Raw genomic sequence first — 22,138 nt, forward strand, 5'->3', positions numbered from 1 at the left:
CTTACTCATCGGCGCTGCGCTCTCGCCGCGGCCGCAGCACCCACAGGCACGCCGTGCCCAGGACGAGCTCAGCCACGCCGGCGGCGACCAGCCCGGGGGCCAGGCCGCCGTCGGCGATCCAGGAGAGTAGTCGCCCCGCGGCGTGGGCGAGCATCGTGACCGTGCCCACGAGGGCCGATGTCGGGGCCAGGCGGCCGACCAGCGCGCCGGTGCCGACGAGAGCACCCAGCAGGAGCAGGGCGAGCCCCGAGGCGCGCAGCTCGCCGAGCAGCTGCGCGCCGTCGGCCAGGGTGATGCCGTATCCGCCGTAGAACGCCTGGGGCACGAGCGCCACACCCCCGCCGACAGCGACCAGCGTGACGCCCGTGACAGCGAGCACGACCCTGCGCAGCACGTTCCGCCCTCGTGTCACGCGCGCTGCCCCGTCGCCAGCGCCTCGGTGAGCACCGTCCGCATGGCACGGGGCGCGCGCCCGAGGACCTGGCGGACGCCGTCGGCCGGTGACTCGTTGCGGCCGTCGAACACCTCGCGGCAGAGCTCGGTGAGCAGCGTCGCGGTCTCGGCCCCGGCCTCGGCGGCGACGGCGGCGTGGAACTCGTCGAACGTCATCGGCAGGTACTGGACGTCGCGCCCGCTCAGCTCGGTGAGCAGGGCGGCGACCTCGGCCAGCGTCAGCGACTCGGGACCGGTCACCTCGTACCGGCGGCCAGCGTGCCCGTCGCCCGTGAGGGCCTCGGTGACCACGGCGGCGACGTCGTCGACGGAGATGAAGGGCTCCCGCACGTCGCCGGCGGCCAGCGCGAGCACCCCGGTCTCCAGGGCACCGGCCAGCATGCCCTCGGTGAAGTTCTGGGTGAACCAGCCGGCGCTGACCACCGTCGAGGGAATGCCCGAGCCGAGCACTATGTCCTCGCAGCGGCGAGCACCGAGCTCGCCGCGCCCGGAGAGCAGCACGATGCGCTGCACGCCCGCTTCCTTGGCGACCTCGGTGAGGCGGGTGATCGCGACGTCCGCGCCGGGTGCCGCGAGGTCGGGGACGTAGGTGACGTAGAGGCGGTCGACGCCGTCCAGGGCCTGGGCCCAGCCGTCCGGCTGCTCCCAGTCGAACCGCTGCGCGGTGCCGCGGGCGAGCCGGCGGACGGTGTGGCCGCGGGACTCGAGAAGGGCCGCCACGCGCCGTCCGGTCTTGCCGGTGGCGCCGATCACGGCGAAGGTGGGCTGCTGCGTGGGGTGTGTGTTGGTGACCATGCGTCCATCGTGGGTCCGGCAGGCCGGACGCAACATCCCCTCACGTCCGGAGTTCTGTGCCGTGCGTCCAGGACCTTGGACGTATTCCGGACGTACGGTAGATCGGCATGCCAGGCTGGACGCATGATCAACTCGCGCCCCGCTCCGGACACCGGTCTGCCCGTGCCGACGATGGTCCTGACCGGACCGCAGGACGACGCGGCGCCGGTCGGCGACGGTCTCCATCTGCTGCGCTTCACCGGCGCGCTGTACTGCCAGGCCGACCTCACCGCGCCCTGGGGTGTGGCGTTCCCGGCGATCGAGCCGTGCATGATGCTGCCGGTGGTGCTCTCGGGCCGGTGCGTCCTGGAGATCGGCGGCGAGCTGCACACCCTGGAGGCGGGGAGCGCCGCGCTGATCACGCGCGGCGTCCCGCACCGGCTGCTGAGCTCGGCCGGCGCGCCGAGCACCGGGCTGCTCGACATACCGGTCGAGCGGGTGGGGGAGACCTACGAGCGCATGCGGTTCGGCGGCGGCGGGGAGCGCACGCAGATCGCCTATGCCGCGATGACCGTCGACGAGCCGCTGACCGCGCGGCTGGTCGCCGAGCTGCCCGAGCTGATCCGCGTGGATGCCTGGGACGGCGGCCGGACCGGCGCGTTCGGGACCGTGCTGCGCCTGCTGGCCGACGAGGCGCAGACCCTGGAGCCGGGAGGCGAGGCGGTGATGACGAGGCTCGCGGACGTGCTGGTCATCCACGTCCTGCGGCAGTGGCTGCGCACCTCCTCCGATGCGAGCACCGGCTGGCTCGCCGCCCTGCGGGACCCGCACGTCGGCCGTGCGCTCGCCAGGCTGCACGCTCGTCCCGAGCACGACTGGAGCCTCGTGGAGCTCGCCCGGCAGGCGGGCATGTCGCGGTCCGCGTTCGCCGAGCGGTTCACGGCGCTGCTGGGCGAGCCCCCGATGCGCTACCTGGCCGGCTGGCGCCTGGAGCAGGCGTACACCGCGCTGACCACCACGACCGACTCGGTCGCCGCGATCTCCCGCCAGGTGGGCTACGGCTCCGAGGCGGCGTTCGGCAGGGCCTTCAAGCGGCACCACGGCGCATCGCCCGGAGCGGTGCGCCGCTCCGGGCCGGCCCGGTCCGCCGGGTCGCTGCGGACGGCGTCGGACGCCGTGCGCTGAGGTCACCGTTCGGTCAAAACCGCGTCCACTTTGTGGCGGCCGTCACAGGCCCGGCGGTACTGTCGCGAATCAGTACACGGATCAACCTCTGCCGGATCAACGATGATCGGAGACGGACATGAATCCCGCTGGACCCCGGAAGGTGGCCGCGCGCATCGGTGCGCTGGCCGGCCTCGGTCTCGTCCTGGCCGCCTGTTCCTCAGGTGGTGGCGGCGACCCCGCCGCCTACCCCGAGGACGACATCGAGGTGATCGTGCCGTTCTCCGCCGGCGGCCCCACCGACACCGTGACCCGCATGGTCGCCGAGCCCATGTCGGAGGACCTGGGCGTACAGCTCGTGGTGCAGAACGTCGACGGCGCGGGCGGCACCGTCGGGGCGGGCCAGGCCGCCACGGCCGACCCGGACGGCTACACGGTGCTCATGCACCACATCGGCATGTCCACGGCGCCCGCGCTCTACGACGACCTCGCCTACGACCCGGTGGCCGACTTCAAGCCGGTGGGCCTCGTCACCGAGGTGCCCATGACGATCATCGCGCGTTCCGACTTCGAGCCGGAGACGTTCGAGGAGTTCGTGACCTACGTCCAGGAGAACGCCGACACGGTGACGATGGCGCACGCCGGCGAGGGCTCGGCGTCGAACCTGTGCGGCCTGCTCCTGACGAACGCCCTCGGCGTCGAGGTGACGGCGGTGCCCTACGACGGCACGGGTCCCGCGATGACCGAGCTCGTCGGCGGCCAGGTCGACTTCATGTGCGACCAGACCACGAACACGACCGGCCAGATCACGGCGGGCGAGGTCAAGGCGTACGCGGTGACGACGCCGGAGCGCATCGACGCGCTCCCGGACCTGCCCACGACGGCCGAGGGCGGCCAGCCCGACATCGAGGTCAGCGTGTGGCACGGCCTGTACGTCCCGGCCGAGACGCCCGACGAGATCGTCACCAAGCTCACCGAGTCGCTCCAGGTGGCCCTGGCCGACCAGACGGTGATCGACCAGATGGCAGACCTCGGCACGGCGCCCGTGAGCGAGGACCAGGCCACCCCGGAGGCGCACGCGGCGCTGCTGGAGGAGCAGATCGCGACCTGGGGCGAGATCATCGGCGCCGGACAGGGAGGCTGACATCGGCGTCCTCCGGCCCCGCTCGACGGGTGACCTCGTCTCGGGCCTGATCTTCGTCGGGCTCGGCGCGGCCTTCGCCATCGGGGCGCTCGGGTACGACCTCGGCTCCCTCCTCGAGATGGGGCCGGGGTACGTGCCGTTCGCACTGGGCCTGGTGCTCGCCGCGCTCGGCGGCGTCATCGTCGGCAAGGCGTACGTCGCCCCGGACCCGGCGCCGGGCGCGGTGTCCGACGGCGAGGTGTCCGACGCCCCGCCGTCCGACCGTATGAAACCCGACCCGGACGTCCCGGACCCCCGGCCGCTCGCCGGGATCCAGTGGCGCCCGACGGTGGCGATCTTTGCCGCCGTGGGGTTCTTCGCGCTCACCGTCGACGGTCTGGGCCTGCTGCCCGCGACCTTCGGCACTGGCCTGCTCGCGGCCATGGCACGGCCCGGCACCAGACCGCTGCGGGCCCTGGCCGTCGCCGTCGGCCTGACGCTCGCGAGCTGGATCATCTTCGTGGTCCTCCTGCAGCTGCGGCTCGCGCTGTTCGGCGACTGGCTCGGCGGGTAGGAGGCCCCAGATGGACCTGCTCGACAACCTCACCCTCGGGTTCTCCGAGGCGCTGCAGTGGCAGAACGTCCTGTTCTGCCTGCTCGGCGTGGCGCTCGGCACCGCCGTCGGCGTGCTGCCCGGCATCGGGCCGACGGCGACCATCGCCCTGCTGCTCCCGATCACCTTCGGGTTCGACGACCCGACGTCGGCCCTCATCATGCTCGCGGGCATCTACTACGGCGCCCAGTACGGCGGGTCGACGACGGCGATCCTGCTCAACCTGCCCGGGGAGTCGTCGGCAGCGGTGACGGCGATCGACGGGCACGAGATGGCGCGCGCCGGGCGGGCCGGCGTGGCGCTCGCCGTGGCGGCGATCGGGTCGTTCGTCGCCGGGACCGTCGCGACGGTGGTGCTCGCCGTCGCCGCCCCGGTGCTGGCTCGCGCCGCGCTGTCGTTCGGCTCCGCCGAGTACTTCTCGCTGGTGGTCCTGGGCCTCATCGCGTCGATCGCGCTGGCGAGCGGGTCCACGCTCAAGGCGCTCGCGATGATCGTGTTCGGCATCCTGCTCGGCACGCTGGGACAGGACACCTACACCGGCACGCCGCGGTTCACGTTCGGCCTGCGCGAGCTGTACCAGGGCCTGAACTTCGTCGCGGTCGCCGTCGGCGTGTTCGGCATCGCCGAGATCCTGCGCAACCTGCACGACCCGCGGACCAGGACCCGGGTCGTGAGCCGCGTGGCGAACCTGTGGCCCAGCCGGACGGAGCTGCGGCAGATCGTCGGCCCGGTGCTCCGCGCGACCGGCCTCGGCTCCCTGCTCGGTGTGCTGCCGGGCGGCGGGCACATCCTCGCCTCGTACGCCTCCTACGCCGTGGAGAAGCGCGTCTCGCGGAACCCGGGCGAGTTCGGGCACGGGGCGATCGCGGGCGTGGCTGGACCGGAGTCGGCGAACAACGCGGCGGCGCAGACGTCGTTCATCCCGCTGCTGACGCTCGGCCTGCCCGCCAACCCCGTGATGGCACTCATGGCCGGGGCGTTCATCATCCAGGGCATCACGCCGGGCCCCGACGTGATGACCGAGCAGCCCGCCCTCGTCTGGGGCCTGATCGCGTCGATGTGGATCGGCAACGTGCTGCTGGTGCTGCTCAACCTGCCGCTCGTCGGGCTGTGGGTGCGCATGCTCTCGGTGCCGTACTCGGTCCTGTTCCCGGCGATCGTGGTGTTCGCCTGCATCGGGACCTACTCGCTGAGCCAGAACCCGTACGACGTGCTCGCGGTCGCCGTCTTCGGCGTGCTGGGCTTCGTGCTGATCCGGGCCGGGTGCGAGCCGGCGCCGCTGCTGCTCGGGTTCGTGCTCGGACCCCTGCTGGAGGACAACCTGCGCAGGGCGCTGCTCCTCTCGCGCGGTGACCCTACCGTCTTCGTCACGCGACCCATCTCCGGGGTGCTGCTGGCGCTCGCGGCGGTCGTGCTGGTGGTCACGGTGCTGCCGATGATCCGGCGCAAGCGGGACGTTGTCTTCGCGGAAGACGAGTGACCTGTCAGAAACCCCCGCACGTGTCAGACACTCAGGTCACCCGAGTGACCTGTACATCTGACACGTCCGGGAGCGTCTGACACGTGGGGAGCTCAGATCGTGAGCAGGCCTCGCGCCAGGGCTGTGACCGCGCCCGCCACGGCTATCGTCAGCGCGATGGCCGACGCGGCCCGGGTGGGGATCCGGCGCGCCAGGAGGGCCCCGAGTCCTACGCCCGCGAGCACGCCGGCAAGGAGCAGCGGCCAGACCCACCACGCCGGGAGGTGGCCGGGCGGGATCGCGCCGAAGGCCAGCTTGGTGGCTATCGACATGGTGTTCATGACGACGAGCAGCGGCTGCAGGGTCGCGGCGAACGACCGGTGGTCCCAGCGGGTGGCCAGCGCGTAGGCGGTCCACGCGGGTGCGGCCACACCCGACGTCGTGTTCATGAAGCCCGCCGCCAGGCCGGTCGCGACGGCCACGGACCGGCCCTCGAGCCGGACCCGCCGGCGGAGGATCGCCGACGCCACCAGCGCGAGCAGCACCGACCCGCCGACGATGACGTCGAGCCACGCGGCGTCGGCCTCGCGCACGGTGAGCGCGCCGAGCACCGAGCCGACGAGCATCAGCGGCAGGATCGTCACGACGCGCCGCCACTCGACCCGGTCGCGCAGCGCCCGCAGGATGAGCAGCGCCGTCACGATGGCGGCGACGTTGCTGACCAGGACGCCGACCGACGCCCCGAGGAACACGGTGAGCACCGGGGCGGCCACCATGCCGAGGCCCATCCCGGCGACGCGCTGCAGGCCGGCCCCGAGTACGACGGCGACGCAGGCTGCGATCAGGGCCGTCGTCTCCACCCGGCCACGCTATCCCGCCGTCGTTCGACGGTGGGACAGCGTGGTGGGACAGCGTGGTTGCGTCAGGCGCTGACGTTGGTGTCGTACTCGACGTCCCGCGTCTCGCGCGTCAGGAGCAGGGCGACCAGCGTGATCACCGCCATCGCGGACAGGTAGACGCCCACCAGGACGGGGGAGCCGGCCTGGGCCCACAGCCACACCGCGATGAACGGGGCCACTGCCGCGCCGAGCACCGACGACAGGTTGTACGCGACACCCGAGCCCGTGTACCTGACGTTGGACGGGAACAGCTCCGGCAGGACGGCGGCCATCGGGCCGAACGTGAGGCCCATGAGCGTGAAGCCGAGGATCAGCAGCGTCTGCACGCCGACGTCGCCCGCCGCGAACAGCGGCACGAACGACCCGCCGAACAGGATGATCGCCACGGTGACCCAGATCAGGTGCTTGCGGCGGCCGAACCGCTCCGCGAGCGGACCGGACACCAGCGTGAAGACGCCGAAGAACACCACACCGATGATCAGCATCCAGAGGAAGTCGATCTTCTCGTAGCCCAGGCCGGCCGGGGCGCCGTCGGTGGGCGCGGTCGGGGCGACGCCGTAGTTCAGCGTGAACGTCGTCATCAGGTAGAACAGCACGTAGGTGGCCAGCATGATGAACGTGCCGGACACGATCTGCTTCCAGGACGTGCGGAACACGCGGGCCACGGGCACCTTGGTGACGGCCTCGGCCTCGAGCACCTTGCGGAACGCCGGCGTCTCCAGCAGCGAGAGCCGCACCCACAGGCCGACGATCACCAGGATCGCGGACGCGAGGAACGGGATGCGCCAGCCCCAGTCGGCGAACTGCTCCGGCGTGAGGGCGGTCGACAGGGCGATGAACACCGTGTTGGCCAGGATGAAGCCGATGGGCGCGCCCAGCTGCGGGAACGTGCCGTAGATGGCGCGCTTGCCCTGCGGGGCGTTCTCCGTGGCGAGCAGCGCGGCACCGCTCCACTCGCCGCCGAGGCCGAGGCCCTGGGCGAACCGGCAGAGCACGAGCACCGCGGGCGCGGCCAGGGCCCAGCCCGGGGTGGACGCCGCGGGGATGAGGCCGATCAGGATCGTCGCGATACCCATCGTCAGCAGCGAGGCGACGAGGGTGGTCTTGCGGCCGATCCGGTCGCCGAAGTGACCGAACAGCACCGACCCGACGGGCCGTGCGACGAACGCGACGCCGAACACGGCGAAGGACGACAGGAGCTGCGTCGTCGGGTCCTGGGCGTTCGGGAAGAACAGCGCCGGGAACACCAGCGACGCCGCGGTCGCGTAGATGTAGAAGTCGTAGAACTCGATGGAGGTGCCGATGAGGGACGCGACGACGACGCGGCCCCGGGGGTTGCCGGCCGGAGGCGCGCCCTGACCGCCGGAGGCGGTCCCGGCGGTCGAAGATGCGGAGGTGCTCATGCCTGGGACATTAGGAGGAGGTCCGCGATCCGGAAAGGCCGTCTCATTGTGTGGATGGCCCCTTGACGTAGGCTGCCGAGCGCGACCTCACGGGCGTGTGCGCACCTGGCGTGTCGTGATGCGGCAGCGTGCGTCGCGAGTGAAGGTGTAGTGAACGGTGAATACTCCCGCCCGTGCCCGTGTTGGCACGACCGGCGGTGGGGGGCAAGGATCAGGACCGACCCGGGCACCCTCAGCCATTGAGAGTCCGACCCCGCCATCGGAAATCCATCATCGGTACAACGAGATGACGACGAGGATATGAACGATCTGCTGTATGTGAACGGCGGCAACCCGTTGAACGGGACCATCACCGTTCGAGGCGCAAAGAACTTCGTGTCGAAGTCCATGGTGGCTTCCCTGCTGGGGGAGACCCCCAGCGTGCTGCGGAACGTACCGCAGATCCGCGACGTCAAGGTTGTCTCGGGGCTCCTGGACCTGCATGGCGTGAACGTCAAGTACGACACCGACGCGGGCATCCTGGACCTCGACCCGTCCAACGTGGAGTCGGCGCACGTGGCCGACATCGACGCCCACGCGGGTTCCAGCCGTATCCCGATCCTGTTCTGCGGGCCGCTGCTGCACCGGCTCGGCGAGGCCTTCATCCCTGACCTGGGCGGCTGCCGCATCGGCGACCGGCCGATCGACTACCACCTCGACATCCTGCGCCAGTTCGGCGCCGTCGTGGACAAGCGGCCCAACGGCATCCACCTGCGGGCGCCGCGCCGTCTCCAGGGCACCAAGATCTCCCTGCCGTACCCGTCCGTGGGCGCCACCGAGCAGACGCTGCTCACAGCCGTCCGCGCGGACGGGATCACCGAGCTCTCGGGCGCGGCGATCGAGCCGGAGATCATGGATCTCATCGCGGTGCTGCAGAAGATGGGCGCCATCATCTCGGTCGACACCGACCGCGTGATCCGCATCGAGGGCGTCGACCGCCTCGAGGGCTACAGCCACACCGCCCTGAACGACCGGATCGAGACCGCGTCCTGGGCCGCGGCGGCCCTCGCCACGGGCGGCGACATCACCGTCAAGGGCGCCACGCAGCCCGAGATGATGACGTTCCTCAACACCTTCCGGAAGGTCGGCGGCCGGTTCGAGGTGCAGGACGACGGCATCCGCTTCTGGCACGCCGGCGGCGACCTGAAGTCCATCGTGCTCGAGACCGACGTCCACCCCGGCTTCATGACCGACTGGCAGCAGCCGCTCGTCGTCGCGCTCACGCAGGCCACCGGCCTGTCGATCGTGCACGAGACCGTGTACGAGAACCGCTTCGGCTTCACGGACGCGCTGCGCAAGATGGGCGCGACCATCCAGGTCTACAAGGAGTGCCTGGGCGGGCGCGACTGCCGGTTCGGCCAGCGCAACTTCCACCACTCCGCCGTCATCTCCGGCCCGACGCCGCTCTCCGCGGCCGACATCGAGGTGCCGGACCTGCGCGGCGGGTTCAGCCACCTCATCGCGGCCCTGGCCGCCAAGGGGCAGTCCACGGTGCGCGGCATCGGTCTCATCGACCGCGGCTACGAGAACTTCCAGGACAAGCTCCTCGCCCTGGGCGCAGACGTAACCCGCGGCTGACCTTAACTGGTGAGAGATCTGTTGAAGTAGAGCGCTTGTCCGAGCCTCCCCGGGGTAGCCCCGGGAGACCCGGACAAGCGCTCTACTTCGACAGACCTCCCACGGCCACCCGGCGCAGCAGGGCCGAGTATCCTTTCCGACCGTGTCCATCCCACGCCCTGAGTCACGCATGTACCGCTTCATCGCGTTCATCGTGCGGAACCTCATGTTCTCGTTGTGCAGGTACGAGTGGAAGGGTGAGGAGAACTTCCCGGCCAAGGGCGGGTTCATCGCCGCGGCCAACCATGTCACCGAGCTCGACGCACTGACGCTGGCGCACTACCTCTTCGACATGGGCCGTGAGCCGCGCATCCTGGCCAAGCGTGGCCTGTTCACCTCGCCGCTGACGGGGTGGGCCCTGCGGGGCACCAAGATGATCCCGGTGGACCGCGAGTCCGCCAAGGCGACCGAGTCGCTCAAGGAGGCCGCGAGCCAGCTCGGCGACGGCGCCTGCGTGGCGATCCTGCCTGAAGGGACGCTGACGCGGGACCCCGAGTACTGGCCCATGGAGGGCAAGACCGGCGTGGCCCGGATCGCCCTGACGACCCGCCTGCCGGTGCTCCCGGTGGCGCAGTGGGGCGTCACCGAGATCATGCCGCGGTACGGCATGCTGCGCTGGCCCTGGCCGCGCAAGAAGGTGACCATCCAGACCGGCCCGCCCGTCGACCTGAGCGACCTGTACGACCGTCCGCAGGACACCGCTACGCTGCGCGAGGCCACCAGCCGCATCATGGACGCCATCACCGCCGAGCTCGAGCAGATCCGCGGCGAGGTGGCGCCCAGGCCGAGGTTCGACCTGCGCAAGCACCCCGACTACGAGGCCAAGATGACTACCTACCCCCCGGTGGAGCGCCCGTGAGCGCCGCCCCGCCCGTCAGCCTGCCCGACCCGACAAAGGTCGCCGTGCTCGGCGCCGGCTCGATGGGCACCACCTTCGCCATGGTCCTGGCCGACGCCGGGTGCGACGTCACCCTGTGGGGTCGCGACGCCGTGGTGCTCGACGCCGTGGACCAGACGCACCGCAACGAGAAGTACCTGCCGGGCGTGCAGCTGCCCGCGATGCACGGCACGACCGACCCGGCGGTCGCCCTCAAGGGCGCGTCGATCGTGGTCGTCTCGGTGCCGTCCCAGGTCGCCCGCGCGACCCTGTCGTCGATGAAGGACCTGGTCGAGCCGGACGCCGTCGTCGTCTCCCTGATGAAGGGTGTCGAGCTCGGCACGGACAAGCGCATGAGCCAGGTCATGGCCGAGGTGCTGGACCTGCCCGACGAGCGGGTCGCCGTCGTCTCCGGGCCCAACCTGGCGCCCGAGATCGCCGAGCGGCAGCCGACGGCGACCGTGGTGGCCTCGCGCAGCGAGGCCACCGCCCAGCTCGTGGCGGACGCCTGCTCGACCGGGTACTTCCGCCCCTACACGAACACCGACGTGGTCGGCGTGGAGCTGTGCGGCGCGGTGAAGAACATCATCGCGCTGGCCGCCGGCATGGCGCAGGGGCAGGGCTTCGGCTGGAACACGCTGGCGACGCTCATCACGCGCGGCCTCGTGGAGATCACGCGCCTCGGCCTCGCGCTCGGGGCCGAGCCCGCCACGTTCTCCGGGCTGGCCGGCATGGGCGACCTGACGGCGACTTGCGCTTCACCGCTGTCGCGTAACCACCGGCTCGGCAAGCACATCGGCGAGGGGCTCACGCTCGCTGAGGCGATCAAGGTGACCGGCGGCACGGCCGAGGGCGTGAAGTCGTCGGAGTCGGTGCTGGAGCTGGCTCGGGCGCACGACGTCGAGATGCCGATCACCGCGGGCGTCGTCGAGGTGCTGGCCGGCAAGCTGCCGCTGGCCGACCTCGCGGCCACGCTGCTGGCGCGGCCCAAGAAGTCGGAGGTCGCCGGCTGACGGCGTCCGGTGTCCGTGTCAGAAGCTCAGGTCACTCCGGTGACCTGAGCTTCTGACACGTCGCAGGGCGGACGGGTCAGTGCTGGACGTCGAGCACCACGCGGGTCGGGTTCTCCAGGAGGAAGACCCGGAACGGCCGCTTGCCCTCGTCGATCCCGAGGAACGCCGTCGTGTACCCCTCGAACCAGTAGCGGTACACGATCTCGTCCACCGACTCCGTGTCGGGCTCGATGCGGTCGCCCGGGAACTCCTCGACGCCGCTGTCCATCGGGTTCGCCGTGCCGGAGAGCGACACCCGCAGGATCGCGTCGCCGCCGACCTGGACGGTGTGCCCGGAGCCGTCGTCGGTCGCCTCGTCGACGTACTCGACGCGCCAGCCGGGCCGGCCGCTACCCGTGCCGTCGAGGTCGAAGACCACGCGGTCGTAGCGGTCGTGCTCGGCGACACGGATGTCGGTGACGGACAGGAACGTCTCGCCCTCGCCCGTCGGCTCGGCGGTGTCCGGCTCGGTGTCGGCGGCGAACGGCGGGCCCGTGGCCGTCTCGGTGGCGGTGGCGCCCGGCTCGGGTGTGCCGTCCGTCCCCGGGTCCTCGGTGGCCTTGGTGTCCGACGGCGTCGGCTCGGCCGGCTCCGAGACGACCGGCGTGGGGTCGGACACGCCCGGCAACGGCTCGTCGGGCCCTGCCTGACCGCTGGTGCAGCCGACCAGGAGCAGCGCCGCGAGCAGCGCACCGGCCCGCGTGAACGTGGCAGCTCTCCGTCGTGTCCCCATGGACCGAGGCTAGTCCGGTCCGGGGCCGTGCGGCCGGGTGAGGCGCTGGACGGCGCCGAACTGCAACCTGCGCGTTCAGGCGGCCCCCTGGAACGTCCGGCGGTAGGCCGTCGGCGTCACGCCGAGGGTCGCCTGCACGTGTGCGCGCAAGGACTGCGCGGTGCCGAAACCGCACCGCCGCGCCACCTGCTCGACCGGTAGGTCGGTGGACTCCAGCAGGGTCCGTGCGTGCTCGACCCGCAGCCGCAGCAGCCACTGCCCGGGGCTCTCGCCCGTCTCCTCGCGGAACCGGCGGGTGAACGTCCGCACGGACATCGCCGCGTGCCGGGCCATGGCGGCCAGCGTCACGGGCTCGGCCAGCCGCTCGGCCGCCCAGGCGCGGGTCGCGGCGGTGCCGGGCCCGTCGGCGTCAGGCATGGGCCGCGCGATGTACTGCGCCTGGCCGCCGTCCCGGTGGGGCGGCACCACGGTGCGGCGGGCGACGTCGAGCGCGACGGCGGCGCCGTGGTCGCGCCGCACCACGTGCAGGCACAGGTCTATCCCGGATGCGACGCCCGCCGCGGTGAGCACGTCGCCGTCGTCCGTGTACAGGACGCCGGGATCCATCTTGACCTGGGGGAACAGGTCCTGGAAGTGCTCGGCCGAGCTCCAGTGCGTGGTGGCGGGGCGGCCGTCGAGGATCCCGGCGGCGGCCAGCGCGAACGCGCCGATGCAGATCGACATGATCCGGGTGCCCGGCCGGATGCGCCGGAAGGCGTCCTCGAGCTCCGGGGTGAGCCGGCCCTGGTCGTACACCGGCCCGAACTCGTGCGACGCCGGGACGACCACCGTGTCCGCCGTCTCCAGCGCCTCGGGGCCGTGCGCGACCTGCACCACCACGTCCGAGTCGGACTGCACCGGGCCGGGCGCGCCCGCGGTGCACGTCACCACCTCGTAGAGGGGCCTGCGCTCGGCGTCCCGTGCGATGCCGAAGATCCGGTGCGCGATCCCGAGCTCGAACGGGATGAACCCGTCGACGATCAGCACGGCGACGCGGTGCGGTGCGGTCATGGCCCGATCCTATTGGACAGTGACCTTCCGGTCACTGTCACCGGTCGCTCCGCCCGAGCAGACTGAGGCCGTGACACAGATCAGCACGCCCGTGCCCGACGCCGGTGGCGCGTCGGCCCCGCCGTCGGCCCCCCGCCCTCGGACACCCCGGATCCATCCCGCCTGGTGGGTCGCCGCGGTCAGCTTCGTGACCGTCATGAGCGCCGCCGCGTTCACTGCCGCGCCCGGCCTGTTCGTGGAGCCGCTGAACGCGGAGCTCGGCTGGTCGCGCGCGACCATCGGCTTCGGCGTCGGCCTGCAGGTCATCCTGTACGGGCTGACGGCGCCGTTCGCCGCCGCGCTCATGGACCGGTTCGGCATGCGTCCGGTGGTCACGGCCGCGCTGGTCGTCATCACGGTGGGCGCGCTGTCGACCGTGTGGATGTCGGAGCCGTGGCAGTTCATCCTCGGCTGGGGGCTCCTGGTCGGGGTGGGCAGCGGCAGCATGGCGCTGGCGTTCACCGCGACCGTGACCGGGCGCTGGTTCGTGGCGCGGCGCGGCCTGGTCAGCGGCGTGCTGACGGCGGCGACGGCGTCGGGCCAGCTCGTGTTCCTGCCGCTGCTCGCGTGGATCGTCGAGAACCAGGGCTGGCGCCCGGCGTCGGTCACGGTGGCCATCGCTGCGCTCGTGGCGATCCCGCTCGTGCTGTTCCTGCTGCGCGACCACCCCGCGGACCTGGGCCTCGCGCCCTACGGCGGCGAGTACGTGCCGAAGCCCGCGCCCGCCCGTGGCGCCGCCAGGCGCGCGGTCACCGCTCTGTTCGACGCCGCCCGCACCGGCCCGTTCTGGCTCCTCGCCGGCGCGTTCGCGATCTGCGGCGCGACGACGAACGGGCTGGTCCGCACCCACTTCGTGCCCGGCGCGCACGACCACGGCATGCCGATCACGGTCGCCGCGAGCCTGCTCGCGGTCATCGGGGTGGTCGATGTGATCGGCACGATCGGGTCGGGCTGGCTGACCGACCGCTACTCGCCGCGCGTCCTGCTGGGCGTCTACTACACGCTGCGCGGCGTCGCGCTGCTGTTCCTGCCGTCGCTCATGGCGCCCTCCGTGGAGCTGCCGATGGTGTTCTTCATCGTGTTCTACGGGCTGGACTGGGTGGCGACCGTGCCGCCCACCCTCGCCCTGTGCCGCGAGTTCTACGGCGAGGACGCGCCCATCGTGTTCGGCTGGGTGCTCGCCTCGCACCAGGTCGGCGCCGGCGTCGTGGCGTTCGCGGGCGGCCTGGTGCGTGACCTGACCGGCACCTACGACGCCGTCTGGTACGGCGCAGGCGTCCTGTGCGCGGGCGCCGCGCTCATGTCGCTGGTGATCCGGAAGCGCCGGGTGCACGTGTCAGACCTGTGAGTCACCTGGGTGACCTGTGGGTCTGACACGGCGCCTGCCGGGTCGGGCCGCCCTGCGGACGGACGGGGCGCCGGCCGCGGGGCCGCCGTATTCTCGCCGCCATGAGCACCACCCCTGAGCACCCCGAGCGGTCCGCGCTCTCGCCCGCCACGATCGTCGTCTCCGCCGGGCGTCCCGCCCGCGCCCAGGGCGGGCACATCAACCCGTCCGTCCCGATGAACTCCACGTACGTCTCGCGCGGCGTCGTCACGCCGGACGAGCTGTCGTACGCGCGCGGCGACAACGACGCCTGGCACCCGTTCGAGGAGGCGCTGGCCGCCCTCGAGGACGGCGGCACGGCCGGGCCGGCGGACGGCGACGCGGCGGGCGGTGCGCAGCAGCCCGCGGAGGCGCTCGTGTTCTCGTCCGGGATGGCGGCGGTCGCCGCCGTCTTCTCCCTGCTGCCCGACGGCGGCACGCTCGTGCTGCCCCGGCACGCCTACCAGGCGGGCATGGTGCTCGCGCGCCAGATCTCGGAGCGGCACGGCGTGACCCTGCGGTACGTCGACATCGCCGACACCGACGCCGTGGTGGCGGCCCTCGACGGCGCCGACCTGCTGCTCGTGGAGTCGCCCACCAACCCGATGCTGGAGGTCGCCGACCTGCCCGCCGTGCTCGGTGCGGCGCGCGCCGCGGGCGTCCGCTCGGTGGTCGACAACACCTTCGCGACGCCGCTGGGCCAGCGCCCGCTGGAGCACGGCGCCGACGTCGTGCTGCACTCGGTGACGAAGTATCTCGCGGGCCACTCCGACGTCGTGCTGGGCGCGCTCGTGACACGCGACGCCGACCTCGCCGCGACTCTGCGCGAGCACCGCACGCTGCACGGCGCGATCGCCGGACCGTTCGAGGTGTGGCTGGCGCTGCGCGGCCTGCGCACCCTGGCGCTGCGTTTCGAGCGCGCCCAGGCGAGCGCGGCCGAGCTGGCCCGGCGCCTCGCCGAGCACCCCGAGGTCGCCGAGGTGCGGCACCCCTCGCTGCCCGGCGACCCCGGCCACGCACGGGCCAAGGCCCAGATGAACGGGTTCGGCGCGATCATCGGCGTCCGGCCGAAGGCGCGGGCGGGGGCCGCGGACCCGGTCGGCCGGGCCGACGCCGTCGTCGACGCCGTGCGCCTGTGGCTCCCCGCGACGTCGCTCGGCGGGGTGGAGTCCATGCTGGAGCGCCGCCGCCGCTGGGGCACCGAGGCGCAGACGGTCCCCGAGGACCTGCTGCGCCTGTCGGTGGGCATCGAGGACGTGGAGGACCTCTGGTCAGACCTGGACCAGGCCCTCCGCACCCCCTGACCCACCCAACTCACCCAACTCACCCACCCGACCCGACCCCGCGAAGTAGAGCGGGTGTCCGGACACCCGCTCTACCTCGCGCCCACCACGACGCCGAAGTAGAGGGGGTGTCCGGACGCACGCTCTACTTCGCCAGGGTTCTGCTTCGCCAGGGTTCTGCTTCGTGGAGCGGTCAGTCGTCCAGGGGGCCCAGGAGGGACTGGGCGATCATCGCGTGGGCCGAGTCGTCGCTGGACGGGTGGAAGATCCCCGCGAGCACGTCGCGGTAGAGGCGGCCCAGCTCGGACCCGTTGAAGTAGGTAGAGCCGCCGGACACCCGGACGGCCTGGTCCACGACCTCGCGCGCCGTCTCGGTGACGCGCACCTTCAGCCCGGCGGTCGCCCGGAACCAGCCCGCGCCCCGGTCCAGCGTGCTGTCCGACGCCGAGGCGTCGAGGTCGCGGGTGATCCCGTCGATCTGGAGCCAGACGCTGTCCTGCGCCAGGGCCATGTCGGCGATCCGACGGCGGACGTCCGGGTCCTGGCTGTACTTCTTGCCGGTCTTCATCGACGTGCGACGCCCCGCGGCCTCGACGGCGAGCTCCAGCGCCCGGTCCGCGATCCCCGCGTAGACCGAGGAGAGCAGCACCTCGAACGACGTGAAGATGCCCAGGACGTACGGGTCGAGCGACGGCCCGGGCGGCAGCAGCCGCAGCACCCGCTCGGCGGGCGCGTGCGCGCCGTCGAGCAGCGTGGACCGCGACTGGGAGGCGCGCATGCCTATCGTGTCCCAGTCGTCCAGGATCTCGAACCCGCCGCCGTCACGCGTGACGAAGGCGTGCACGAGCCGGGGCTCGGCGCGCCGTCCGTTCTTCGACGAGTCGAGCCCGAGCACGCCCAGCCGCGTCCAGGCGGGGGGAGTTCGACGTGAAGATCTTGCGGCCGTGGAACGAGTAGCCCCCCCGCGCCGTCGGGCCGCGCCTCGGTACGTGAGCCGAGCAGCACCAGGTCGTTGCCGGGCTCGGAGTAGCCGAAGCCGAAGATCTCTCCCGACGCGGCCTCCGCCAGCAGCCAGTCCAGCGACGAGTCGCCACGTTCGTGCAGGTAGCGGCCGACGCCCACCCACACGTGGTGCATGTTCACGGCCAGCGCCGTCGCGGGCGCGTGGGCGGACAGCCTGGCCTGTTCGCGAGCCGTCTCGCGGAGCGTGCGGCCCGCGCCGCCGAGCGCGGTGGGGACCATCGCACCGAGATAGCCGGCGGCCTGCAGATCGGCCAGGTCCTCGGCGAAGAATGCGTTGTCTCGGTCGTAGTCGGCGGCGCGTTCGCGCAAGGAGGCGAGCAGCTCGTCGGACAGGAGAGGGGTCACGTCCCGAGGCTAATGCGCGGGGCCAGGTCGTGGGGCCGGAACGGCCATCGAATATCACCCGCTCGAAGCCGCCTCAAGTCCGCCTCAAGTCCGCGCGGCCTCCGCCGAGGCCTAGGGCGGCTCGCCCTGGAGGCGGAGGGCGCGCACCGCCGCGTACAGCTCGGCGGCGCCCCGGGGGTCGTTGATGTCGCGGCCCGTCAGGTCGGCGACCCGCGCGAGCCGGTTCAGCACCGTGTTGCGGTGGCAGTGCAGCGCCGCCGCGGCCCTGGTGCCGGACCCGCCGTGCTCGAACCAGGCCTCGACGGTGGCGAGCAACAGCTCCTCGTCGCGCGGGTCGCGGTCCCTGAGCCCGCTCAGCACCGCGGTCGCGAGCTCGGCGGCGCGTTCGCCGTCGGCCACGAGCAGCGCGTCCAGCGGACGGTCGCCGTACCGGGCGAGCCCCACCCGGCCCAGGGGCAGTGACCGCACCGCCGTGCGGGCCTCGACGAGAGCGGCGGGCGCGTCGGCCAGACGGGTGAACGGCCGGCTCGCGCCGGTCCGGCTGTGCGCGGCGAGGCCCGTCAGGGCGTTGTACGTGTCCTCGGAGGTGCGCGCGGCCACGAGGGTCAGCCGGGCGCCCTCGTGCGTGAGCCAGCGGACGGTCGGCCGATCCGGTTCCCCGGCACCGCCGTCCGTGGCGGCGGGAGCCGTGCCCGTAGCGGGGACGGCGGGCATGCCCGGTGCCGTGACGGCGACCACGAGCATCACGTCGGCGGGCAGGCCGAGCGCGCGCCGGGCGGTCTCGAGGTCGTGCACCGCCCCGGTGAGGACGCCGCGCAGGAGCTCGGTGCGGGCCATGTTCCCGCTCAGCCCGGCGCTGGACTCGAGATGGGTCCGCACCGCCACGTTGGACGAACGGTCGATGGCGAACCAGACGCGCGACGAGGCGCGGAGCAGCGCGGTGGTGTCCGTCCGGGAGCGCAGCCGTCGGGCGAGCTCCTCCCAGATGCGCAGGCCGGCCAGCCGGTAGGCGTGCTGCAGCAGGTCCAGCGGCATGCCCTCGGCGGCGGTGACGCGGCCGGTCTCCCGCGCGGGTTCGAGCGACGACGGCTCGCCGGCGAGCGCGGCGAGGATCTCCGCCAGGTTGGCCCGCACCAGGGGCTGGACGACGGCGGCCGGGAGGTGGGCATCGGGGTCGACGGGCTCGGCGTGCAGGATCTCGTCGGCGACCTGCTCGCTCAGCAGGTCGAGCGCATCACGCAGGTCGTGACGCCCACTGACGGCCCCACTGGCGGCCCTGCTGACGGCCATGTCCGACATGCCAGGCAGCCTAACGGCGGCGGCCTCACTGTGCACTGAAGGTCGAGATGTAAAGTCCGGGGGTCTCGCCCGGGGTCGTCGGCGCCCCTAGGCTATTGCAGTGCGGGTCAGTGGGTGCGGGCCCCGGTCGGATGCGGTGCGGTCGAAGGAGACAGCTGATGAGCGTGATGGACACGCGAGCCACCACGGAGCGCGAGCTCGACAAGGCGGTCGAGGAGCTCAGGGCCGGTGCCGAACGGTGGGCACGGTTACCCGTCGCGGACCGGGGAGCGATGTTCCGGCGGGTGCACGCGTCGATCGCCGGTGTCGCCGGGGAGTGGGTGACGGCCGCCGCCGAGGCCAAGCACATCGCGCCGTCCGCTCCCTGGACGGGCGAGGAGTGGATGACCGGCCCGTACGGCGCGCTGGAGAGCGCAGCCACCTACGCGCAGTCCTACGAGGCGCTCGCGGCGGGCGGGTCGCCGCTCGACGGGCTCGCCGTCGGCACCGCGCCGGGTGGCCGCGTGGCGGTGCGGGTCCTGCCGCGCACCGCCAAGGAGTGGGTGCTGTTCAACGGCTTCCAGGCCGAGGTGTGGATGCCGCCGGGCGTGCCGGAGCGGCAGGTGCGCGCCGAGGCGGGGCTGCGGGCCGGCACGGTGGGCGAGTACGGCGGCGTCGGGCTGGTGCTCGGCGCCGGCAACGTCTCGTCCATCGCGCCGCTCGACGCCTTCTACGAGCTCGTCGCGCACAACCGTGCGTCGCTCGTGAAGCTCAACCCCACCTTCGCCGGCCTGCTCGAGGTGTACCGCGCGGCCCTCGCGCCCCTGATCGAGGCCGGTGTGGTCCGGATCGTCAACGGCGACGCCGCCGTCGGCGCCTACCTCACGGGGCACGGCGGCATCGACAAGGTGCACATCACCGGCTCCGCCGTCACGCACGACGCGATCGTGTGGGGCACCGGTGAGGAGGCCGAGCGGCGTCGGGCGGCGGGCGACCCGAGGCTCACGGTGCCGATCACGAGCGAGCTGGGCGGCGTCGCGCCCGTCATCGTGGTCCCCGGCCGGTGGAGCGCCGCCGACCTGCGGTTCCAGGCCGAGCACGTGGCGACCATGCGCCTGCACAACGCCGGCCACAACTGCGTGGCGGGCCAGGTGGTCGTGCTGTCGGCGGACTGGGCGCAGAAGGACGCGTTCCTCGACGAGCTGCGGCGCGCCCTGGCGACGACGCCGGCGCGCGGCACCTGGTACCCGGGCGCGGACGCCAAGGTCGCGCGGGCGGCCGACGCGCACCCCGGCGCCGAGCACATCGACGGCAGCCTCCTGATGGAGATCGCCGCGGACGACCCGGCGTGCGCCGACGAGTACTTCGCACCGGTGCTCGCGTGGACGCAGCTACCCGGGCAGGGCACGGCGTTCCTGCGGGCCGCCGTCGGCTTCGCCAACGACTCCCTGTACGGGACGCTGGGCGCGAACGTGCTGGTGCGGCCCGAGGACCGCAGGGCGGCAGGCGCCGTGTTCGACGCCGCGATCGCCGACCTGCGCTACGGCAACATCGCGATCAACGCGTGGACCGGCATGGGCTTCCTCCTGTCCGGCGCCACGTGGGGCGCGTTCCCCGGGCACACGGTGTCCGACGTCGGCTCCGGGATCGACGTCGTGCACAACGGGCACCTGCTCGCCGGGCCCGAGCGCAGCGTCGTGACGGGGCCGTTCCGCGCGTTCCCGCGCAGCGTGCTGCACGGCGAGCTCTCGCTCTTCCCGAAGCCGCCGTGGTTCGGGAGCTCCCGGAGCGTGACCGACACGGGCCGGGCGCTCACCTGCTACGCCGCGGCGCCGTCGTGGAAGCGGCTGGTGCCGGTGCTGCTCGCGGCCTTCCGTTCCTGACGGCAGAATGCTCATGCACCGGGCCAACGGCGGTCCGGTGCCAGACGAGAAGGAGACCGACGATGGTTGTCCGGAGCATGCTGCCCGACGTGGAGATCCCGTCCGTCAGCGTCCACGAGTACCTGTTCGGTGACCTCACCGGGGACGAGCTGGACCGCGTGGCGGTGGTCGACGGTGTCAGCGGTACGGAGACGACGTTCCGCTCCCTGCTCGCGCAGATCGACGCCATAGCGGGCGCCGTGGCGGCGCGGGGCTTCGGCGTGGGCGACGTCGTCGCGCTGCACGCGCCGAACGTCCCCGCCTACGTGCCGGTGTTCCACGGCCTGCTGCGTGCTGGCGTGACCGTGACCACCATCAACGCCCTGTCACCGAGCCCGGACATCACCAAGCAGCTCCTGGACTCGGGCGCCCGGCTCGTGATCACCGTCTCGGCGCTGCTCCTGGCGGCCGAGGCGGGGGCGAAGGGTGCGGGCCTCGCGCACGAGCAGCTCGTGGTGCTCGACGGCGACTCCACGGTGGCCCCCGAGTACGCCTCCCTGGCCGACCTGCTGGCGGACCCGCACCCGGCCCCCGAGGTCTCGTTCGACCCGACGACGCACCTCGCGGTGCTGCCGTACTCGTCGGGTACGACGGGGCACCCGAAGGGCGTCATGCTGACGCACACCAACCTCGTGGCGAACGTGGCGCAGTGCTTCGCGATCGGGGTGGAGCGCGACGACGTCGTGCCGTGCGTTCTGCCCTTCTTTCATATCTACGGCATGACCGTGCTGCTCAACGTCGCCCTGCGCACCCGGGCGAAGCTCGTCACGCTGCCCCGGTTCGACCTGGCGCAGTACCTCGGCGTGATCCAGGACCACCGGGCAAGCTTCCTGTTCGTGGCGCCGCCGATCGCGCTCGCCCTGGCCAAGCACCCGCTCGTGGACTCCTACGACGTCTCCAGCGTGCGCGCGGTGCTGTCCGGTGCCGCGCCGTTCGACGAGAAGCTCGCGGCAGCGGTGGTGGCCCGGCTCGGCTCCGAGGTCCGGGTGCTCCAGGGCTACGGCATGACGGAGATGTCGCCGGTCTCGCACGTCATCCCGTTCGGCCGCCGCGACATCTCGGCGGGGTCGGTGGGGCTGCTGGTGGCCAACATGGAGGCGAAGATCGTCGACCCGGCGACGGGTGCCGAGATCGAGCAGCCGGCCGAGGGCGTCTCCGGTCCGGGTGAGCTGCTGTGCCGTGGGCCGAACGTGATGGTCGGCTACCTCGGCAACCAGCGGGCGACGGAGGACACCCTGGAGCCCGACGGGTTCCTGCACACCGGCGACATCGTCACCGTCGACGCCGAAGGCGTGTTCCAGGTGGTCGACCGGCTCAAGGAGCTCATCAAGTACAAGGGCTACCAGGTGCCGCCCGCCGAGCTGGAGGCGCTGCTGCTGTCCCACCCCGGGATCGCCGACGCCGCGGTGATCGGGGTGCCCGACGAGGAGGCGGGCGAGATCCCCAAGGCGTTCGTCGTGACCGCGCCAGGGGCGACCCTGACCGAGGGTGAGGTCATCGCGTTCGTCGCCGAGCAGGTGGCCCCGTACAAGAAGGTGCGGGCCGTGGAGTTCATCGAGGCGGTGCCGAAGTCGGCGTCCGGCAAGATCCTCCGCAAGGACCTGCGGGCGACACCGTAGGTCCGCC

General features: G+C 72.4%; 18 protein-coding genes and 1 pseudogene. 11 read left to right on the forward strand and 8 right to left on the reverse strand.

The annotated features are described in order from the left end of the window. Position 1 precedes the first annotated feature (1 nt). On the reverse strand, positions 2-412 hold the full coding sequence (locus ACNYC2_RS04460) for a DUF4345 family protein (RefSeq protein ID WP_419705870.1): 411 nt from the start codon (positions 410-412) through the stop codon (positions 2-4). Then, on the reverse strand, positions 409-1,248 hold the full coding sequence (locus ACNYC2_RS04465) for an NmrA family NAD(P)-binding protein (protein WP_419705871.1): 840 nt from the start codon (positions 1,246-1,248) through the stop codon (positions 409-411). Before ACNYC2_RS04465 ends, ACNYC2_RS04460 begins: the two co-directional genes overlap by 4 nt. 123 nt (positions 1,249-1,371) lie before the next feature. Between ACNYC2_RS04465 and ACNYC2_RS04470 the strand changes: the two genes are divergently transcribed. From ACNYC2_RS04470 to ACNYC2_RS04485, 4 genes are all read left to right on the forward strand, one after another. After that, complete coding sequence (locus ACNYC2_RS04470; RefSeq protein ID WP_419705872.1) at positions 1,372-2,412, forward strand: cupin domain-containing protein; 1,041 nt, start codon at positions 1,372-1,374, stop codon at positions 2,410-2,412. Positions 2,413-2,530: 118 nt separating this feature from the next. Further along, complete coding sequence (locus tag ACNYC2_RS04475; protein ID WP_419705873.1) at positions 2,531-3,535, forward strand: tripartite tricarboxylate transporter substrate-binding protein; 1,005 nt, start codon at positions 2,531-2,533, stop codon at positions 3,533-3,535. Between the two features lie 49 nt (positions 3,536-3,584). Then, positions 3,585-4,088, forward strand: a complete 504-nt coding sequence (locus tag ACNYC2_RS04480) for a tripartite tricarboxylate transporter TctB family protein (RefSeq protein WP_419707774.1) — start codon at positions 3,585-3,587, stop codon at positions 4,086-4,088. Positions 4,089-4,098: 10 nt separating this feature from the next. Continuing rightward, on the forward strand, positions 4,099-5,607 hold the full coding sequence (locus tag ACNYC2_RS04485; protein ID WP_419705874.1) for a tripartite tricarboxylate transporter permease: 1,509 nt from the start codon (positions 4,099-4,101) through the stop codon (positions 5,605-5,607). Positions 5,608-5,699: 92 nt separating this feature from the next. Here the strand turns inward: ACNYC2_RS04485 and ACNYC2_RS04490 are convergent, their stop codons facing one another. Both ACNYC2_RS04490 and ACNYC2_RS04495 read right to left on the reverse strand, forming a co-directional pair. Next, complete coding sequence (locus tag ACNYC2_RS04490) at positions 5,700-6,446, reverse strand: sulfite exporter TauE/SafE family protein (RefSeq protein ID WP_419705875.1); 747 nt, start codon at positions 6,444-6,446, stop codon at positions 5,700-5,702. A gap of 62 nt (positions 6,447-6,508) precedes the next feature. Next, on the reverse strand, positions 6,509-7,888 hold the full coding sequence (locus tag ACNYC2_RS04495) for an MFS transporter (RefSeq protein WP_419705876.1): 1,380 nt from the start codon (positions 7,886-7,888) through the stop codon (positions 6,509-6,511). Between the two features lie 300 nt (positions 7,889-8,188). Between ACNYC2_RS04495 and murA the strand changes: the two genes are divergently transcribed. From murA to ACNYC2_RS04510, 3 genes are all read left to right on the forward strand, one after another. Further along, complete coding sequence (gene murA / locus ACNYC2_RS04500) at positions 8,189-9,505, forward strand: UDP-N-acetylglucosamine 1-carboxyvinyltransferase (RefSeq protein WP_419705877.1); 1,317 nt, start codon at positions 8,189-8,191, stop codon at positions 9,503-9,505. A 142-nt stretch (positions 9,506-9,647) separates the two neighbouring features. Continuing rightward, a complete protein-coding gene (locus ACNYC2_RS04505; protein ID WP_419705878.1) occupies positions 9,648-10,403 on the forward strand; it encodes a lysophospholipid acyltransferase family protein in 756 nt (251 codons plus the stop codon). Further along, on the forward strand, positions 10,400-11,434 hold the full coding sequence (locus tag ACNYC2_RS04510) for an NAD(P)H-dependent glycerol-3-phosphate dehydrogenase (protein ID WP_419705879.1): 1,035 nt from the start codon (positions 10,400-10,402) through the stop codon (positions 11,432-11,434). Before ACNYC2_RS04505 ends, ACNYC2_RS04510 begins: the two co-directional genes overlap by 4 nt. 76 nt (positions 11,435-11,510) lie before the next feature. On the opposite strand, the gene ACNYC2_RS04515 is transcribed toward ACNYC2_RS04510, so the two are convergent. Together ACNYC2_RS04515 and ACNYC2_RS04520 are read right to left on the reverse strand one after the other, a co-directional pair. Beyond that, positions 11,511-12,206 carry an AMIN-like domain-containing (lipo)protein gene (locus ACNYC2_RS04515; protein ID WP_419705880.1) on the reverse strand — a complete coding sequence of 232 codons (696 nt, stop codon included), beginning with the start codon at positions 12,204-12,206 and terminating at the stop codon, positions 11,511-11,513. A gap of 75 nt (positions 12,207-12,281) precedes the next feature. Then, entirely contained in the window at positions 12,282-13,256 is a 975-nt protein-coding gene (locus ACNYC2_RS04520) for a GlxA family transcriptional regulator (RefSeq protein WP_419705881.1), read from the reverse strand. Positions 13,257-13,335: 79 nt separating this feature from the next. On the opposite strand from ACNYC2_RS04520, the gene ACNYC2_RS04525 reads away from it, so the two are divergent. Together ACNYC2_RS04525 and ACNYC2_RS04530 are read left to right on the forward strand one after the other, a co-directional pair. Continuing rightward, entirely contained in the window at positions 13,336-14,643 is a 1,308-nt protein-coding gene (locus ACNYC2_RS04525) for an MFS transporter (protein WP_419707775.1), read from the forward strand. 101 nt (positions 14,644-14,744) lie between these two features. Continuing rightward, on the forward strand, positions 14,745-15,965 hold the full coding sequence (locus ACNYC2_RS04530) for a trans-sulfuration enzyme family protein (RefSeq protein WP_419705882.1): 1,221 nt from the start codon (positions 14,745-14,747) through the stop codon (positions 15,963-15,965). 172 nt (positions 15,966-16,137) lie between these two features. On the opposite strand, the pseudogene ACNYC2_RS04535 reads toward ACNYC2_RS04530, so the two are convergent. Then, positions 16,138-17,312: pseudogene (locus tag ACNYC2_RS04535) on the reverse strand (acyl-CoA dehydrogenase family protein). Positions 17,313-17,423: 111 nt separating this feature from the next. Beyond that, positions 17,424-18,611 carry a PucR family transcriptional regulator gene (locus tag ACNYC2_RS04540; RefSeq protein WP_419705883.1) on the reverse strand — a complete coding sequence of 396 codons (1,188 nt, stop codon included), beginning with the start codon at positions 18,609-18,611 and terminating at the stop codon, positions 17,424-17,426. 158 nt (positions 18,612-18,769) lie between these two features. On the opposite strand from ACNYC2_RS04540, the gene ACNYC2_RS04545 reads away from it, so the two are divergent. Together ACNYC2_RS04545 and ACNYC2_RS04550 are read left to right on the forward strand one after the other, a co-directional pair. Next, complete coding sequence (locus ACNYC2_RS04545) at positions 18,770-20,473, forward strand: aldehyde dehydrogenase family protein (protein ID WP_419705884.1); 1,704 nt, start codon at positions 18,770-18,772, stop codon at positions 20,471-20,473. A 62-nt stretch (positions 20,474-20,535) separates the two neighbouring features. Then, the gene (locus ACNYC2_RS04550; RefSeq protein ID WP_419705885.1) at positions 20,536-22,131 is read left to right on the forward strand and encodes an AMP-binding protein; all 1,596 of its coding nucleotides are present in this window, start codon (positions 20,536-20,538) and stop codon (positions 22,129-22,131) included. Positions 22,132-22,138 lie beyond the last annotated feature (7 nt).

The sequence above is a fragment of the Promicromonospora sp. NFX87 genome, from assembly GCF_048564965.1.
Taxonomy (GTDB): domain Bacteria; phylum Actinomycetota; class Actinomycetes; order Actinomycetales; family Cellulomonadaceae; genus Promicromonospora.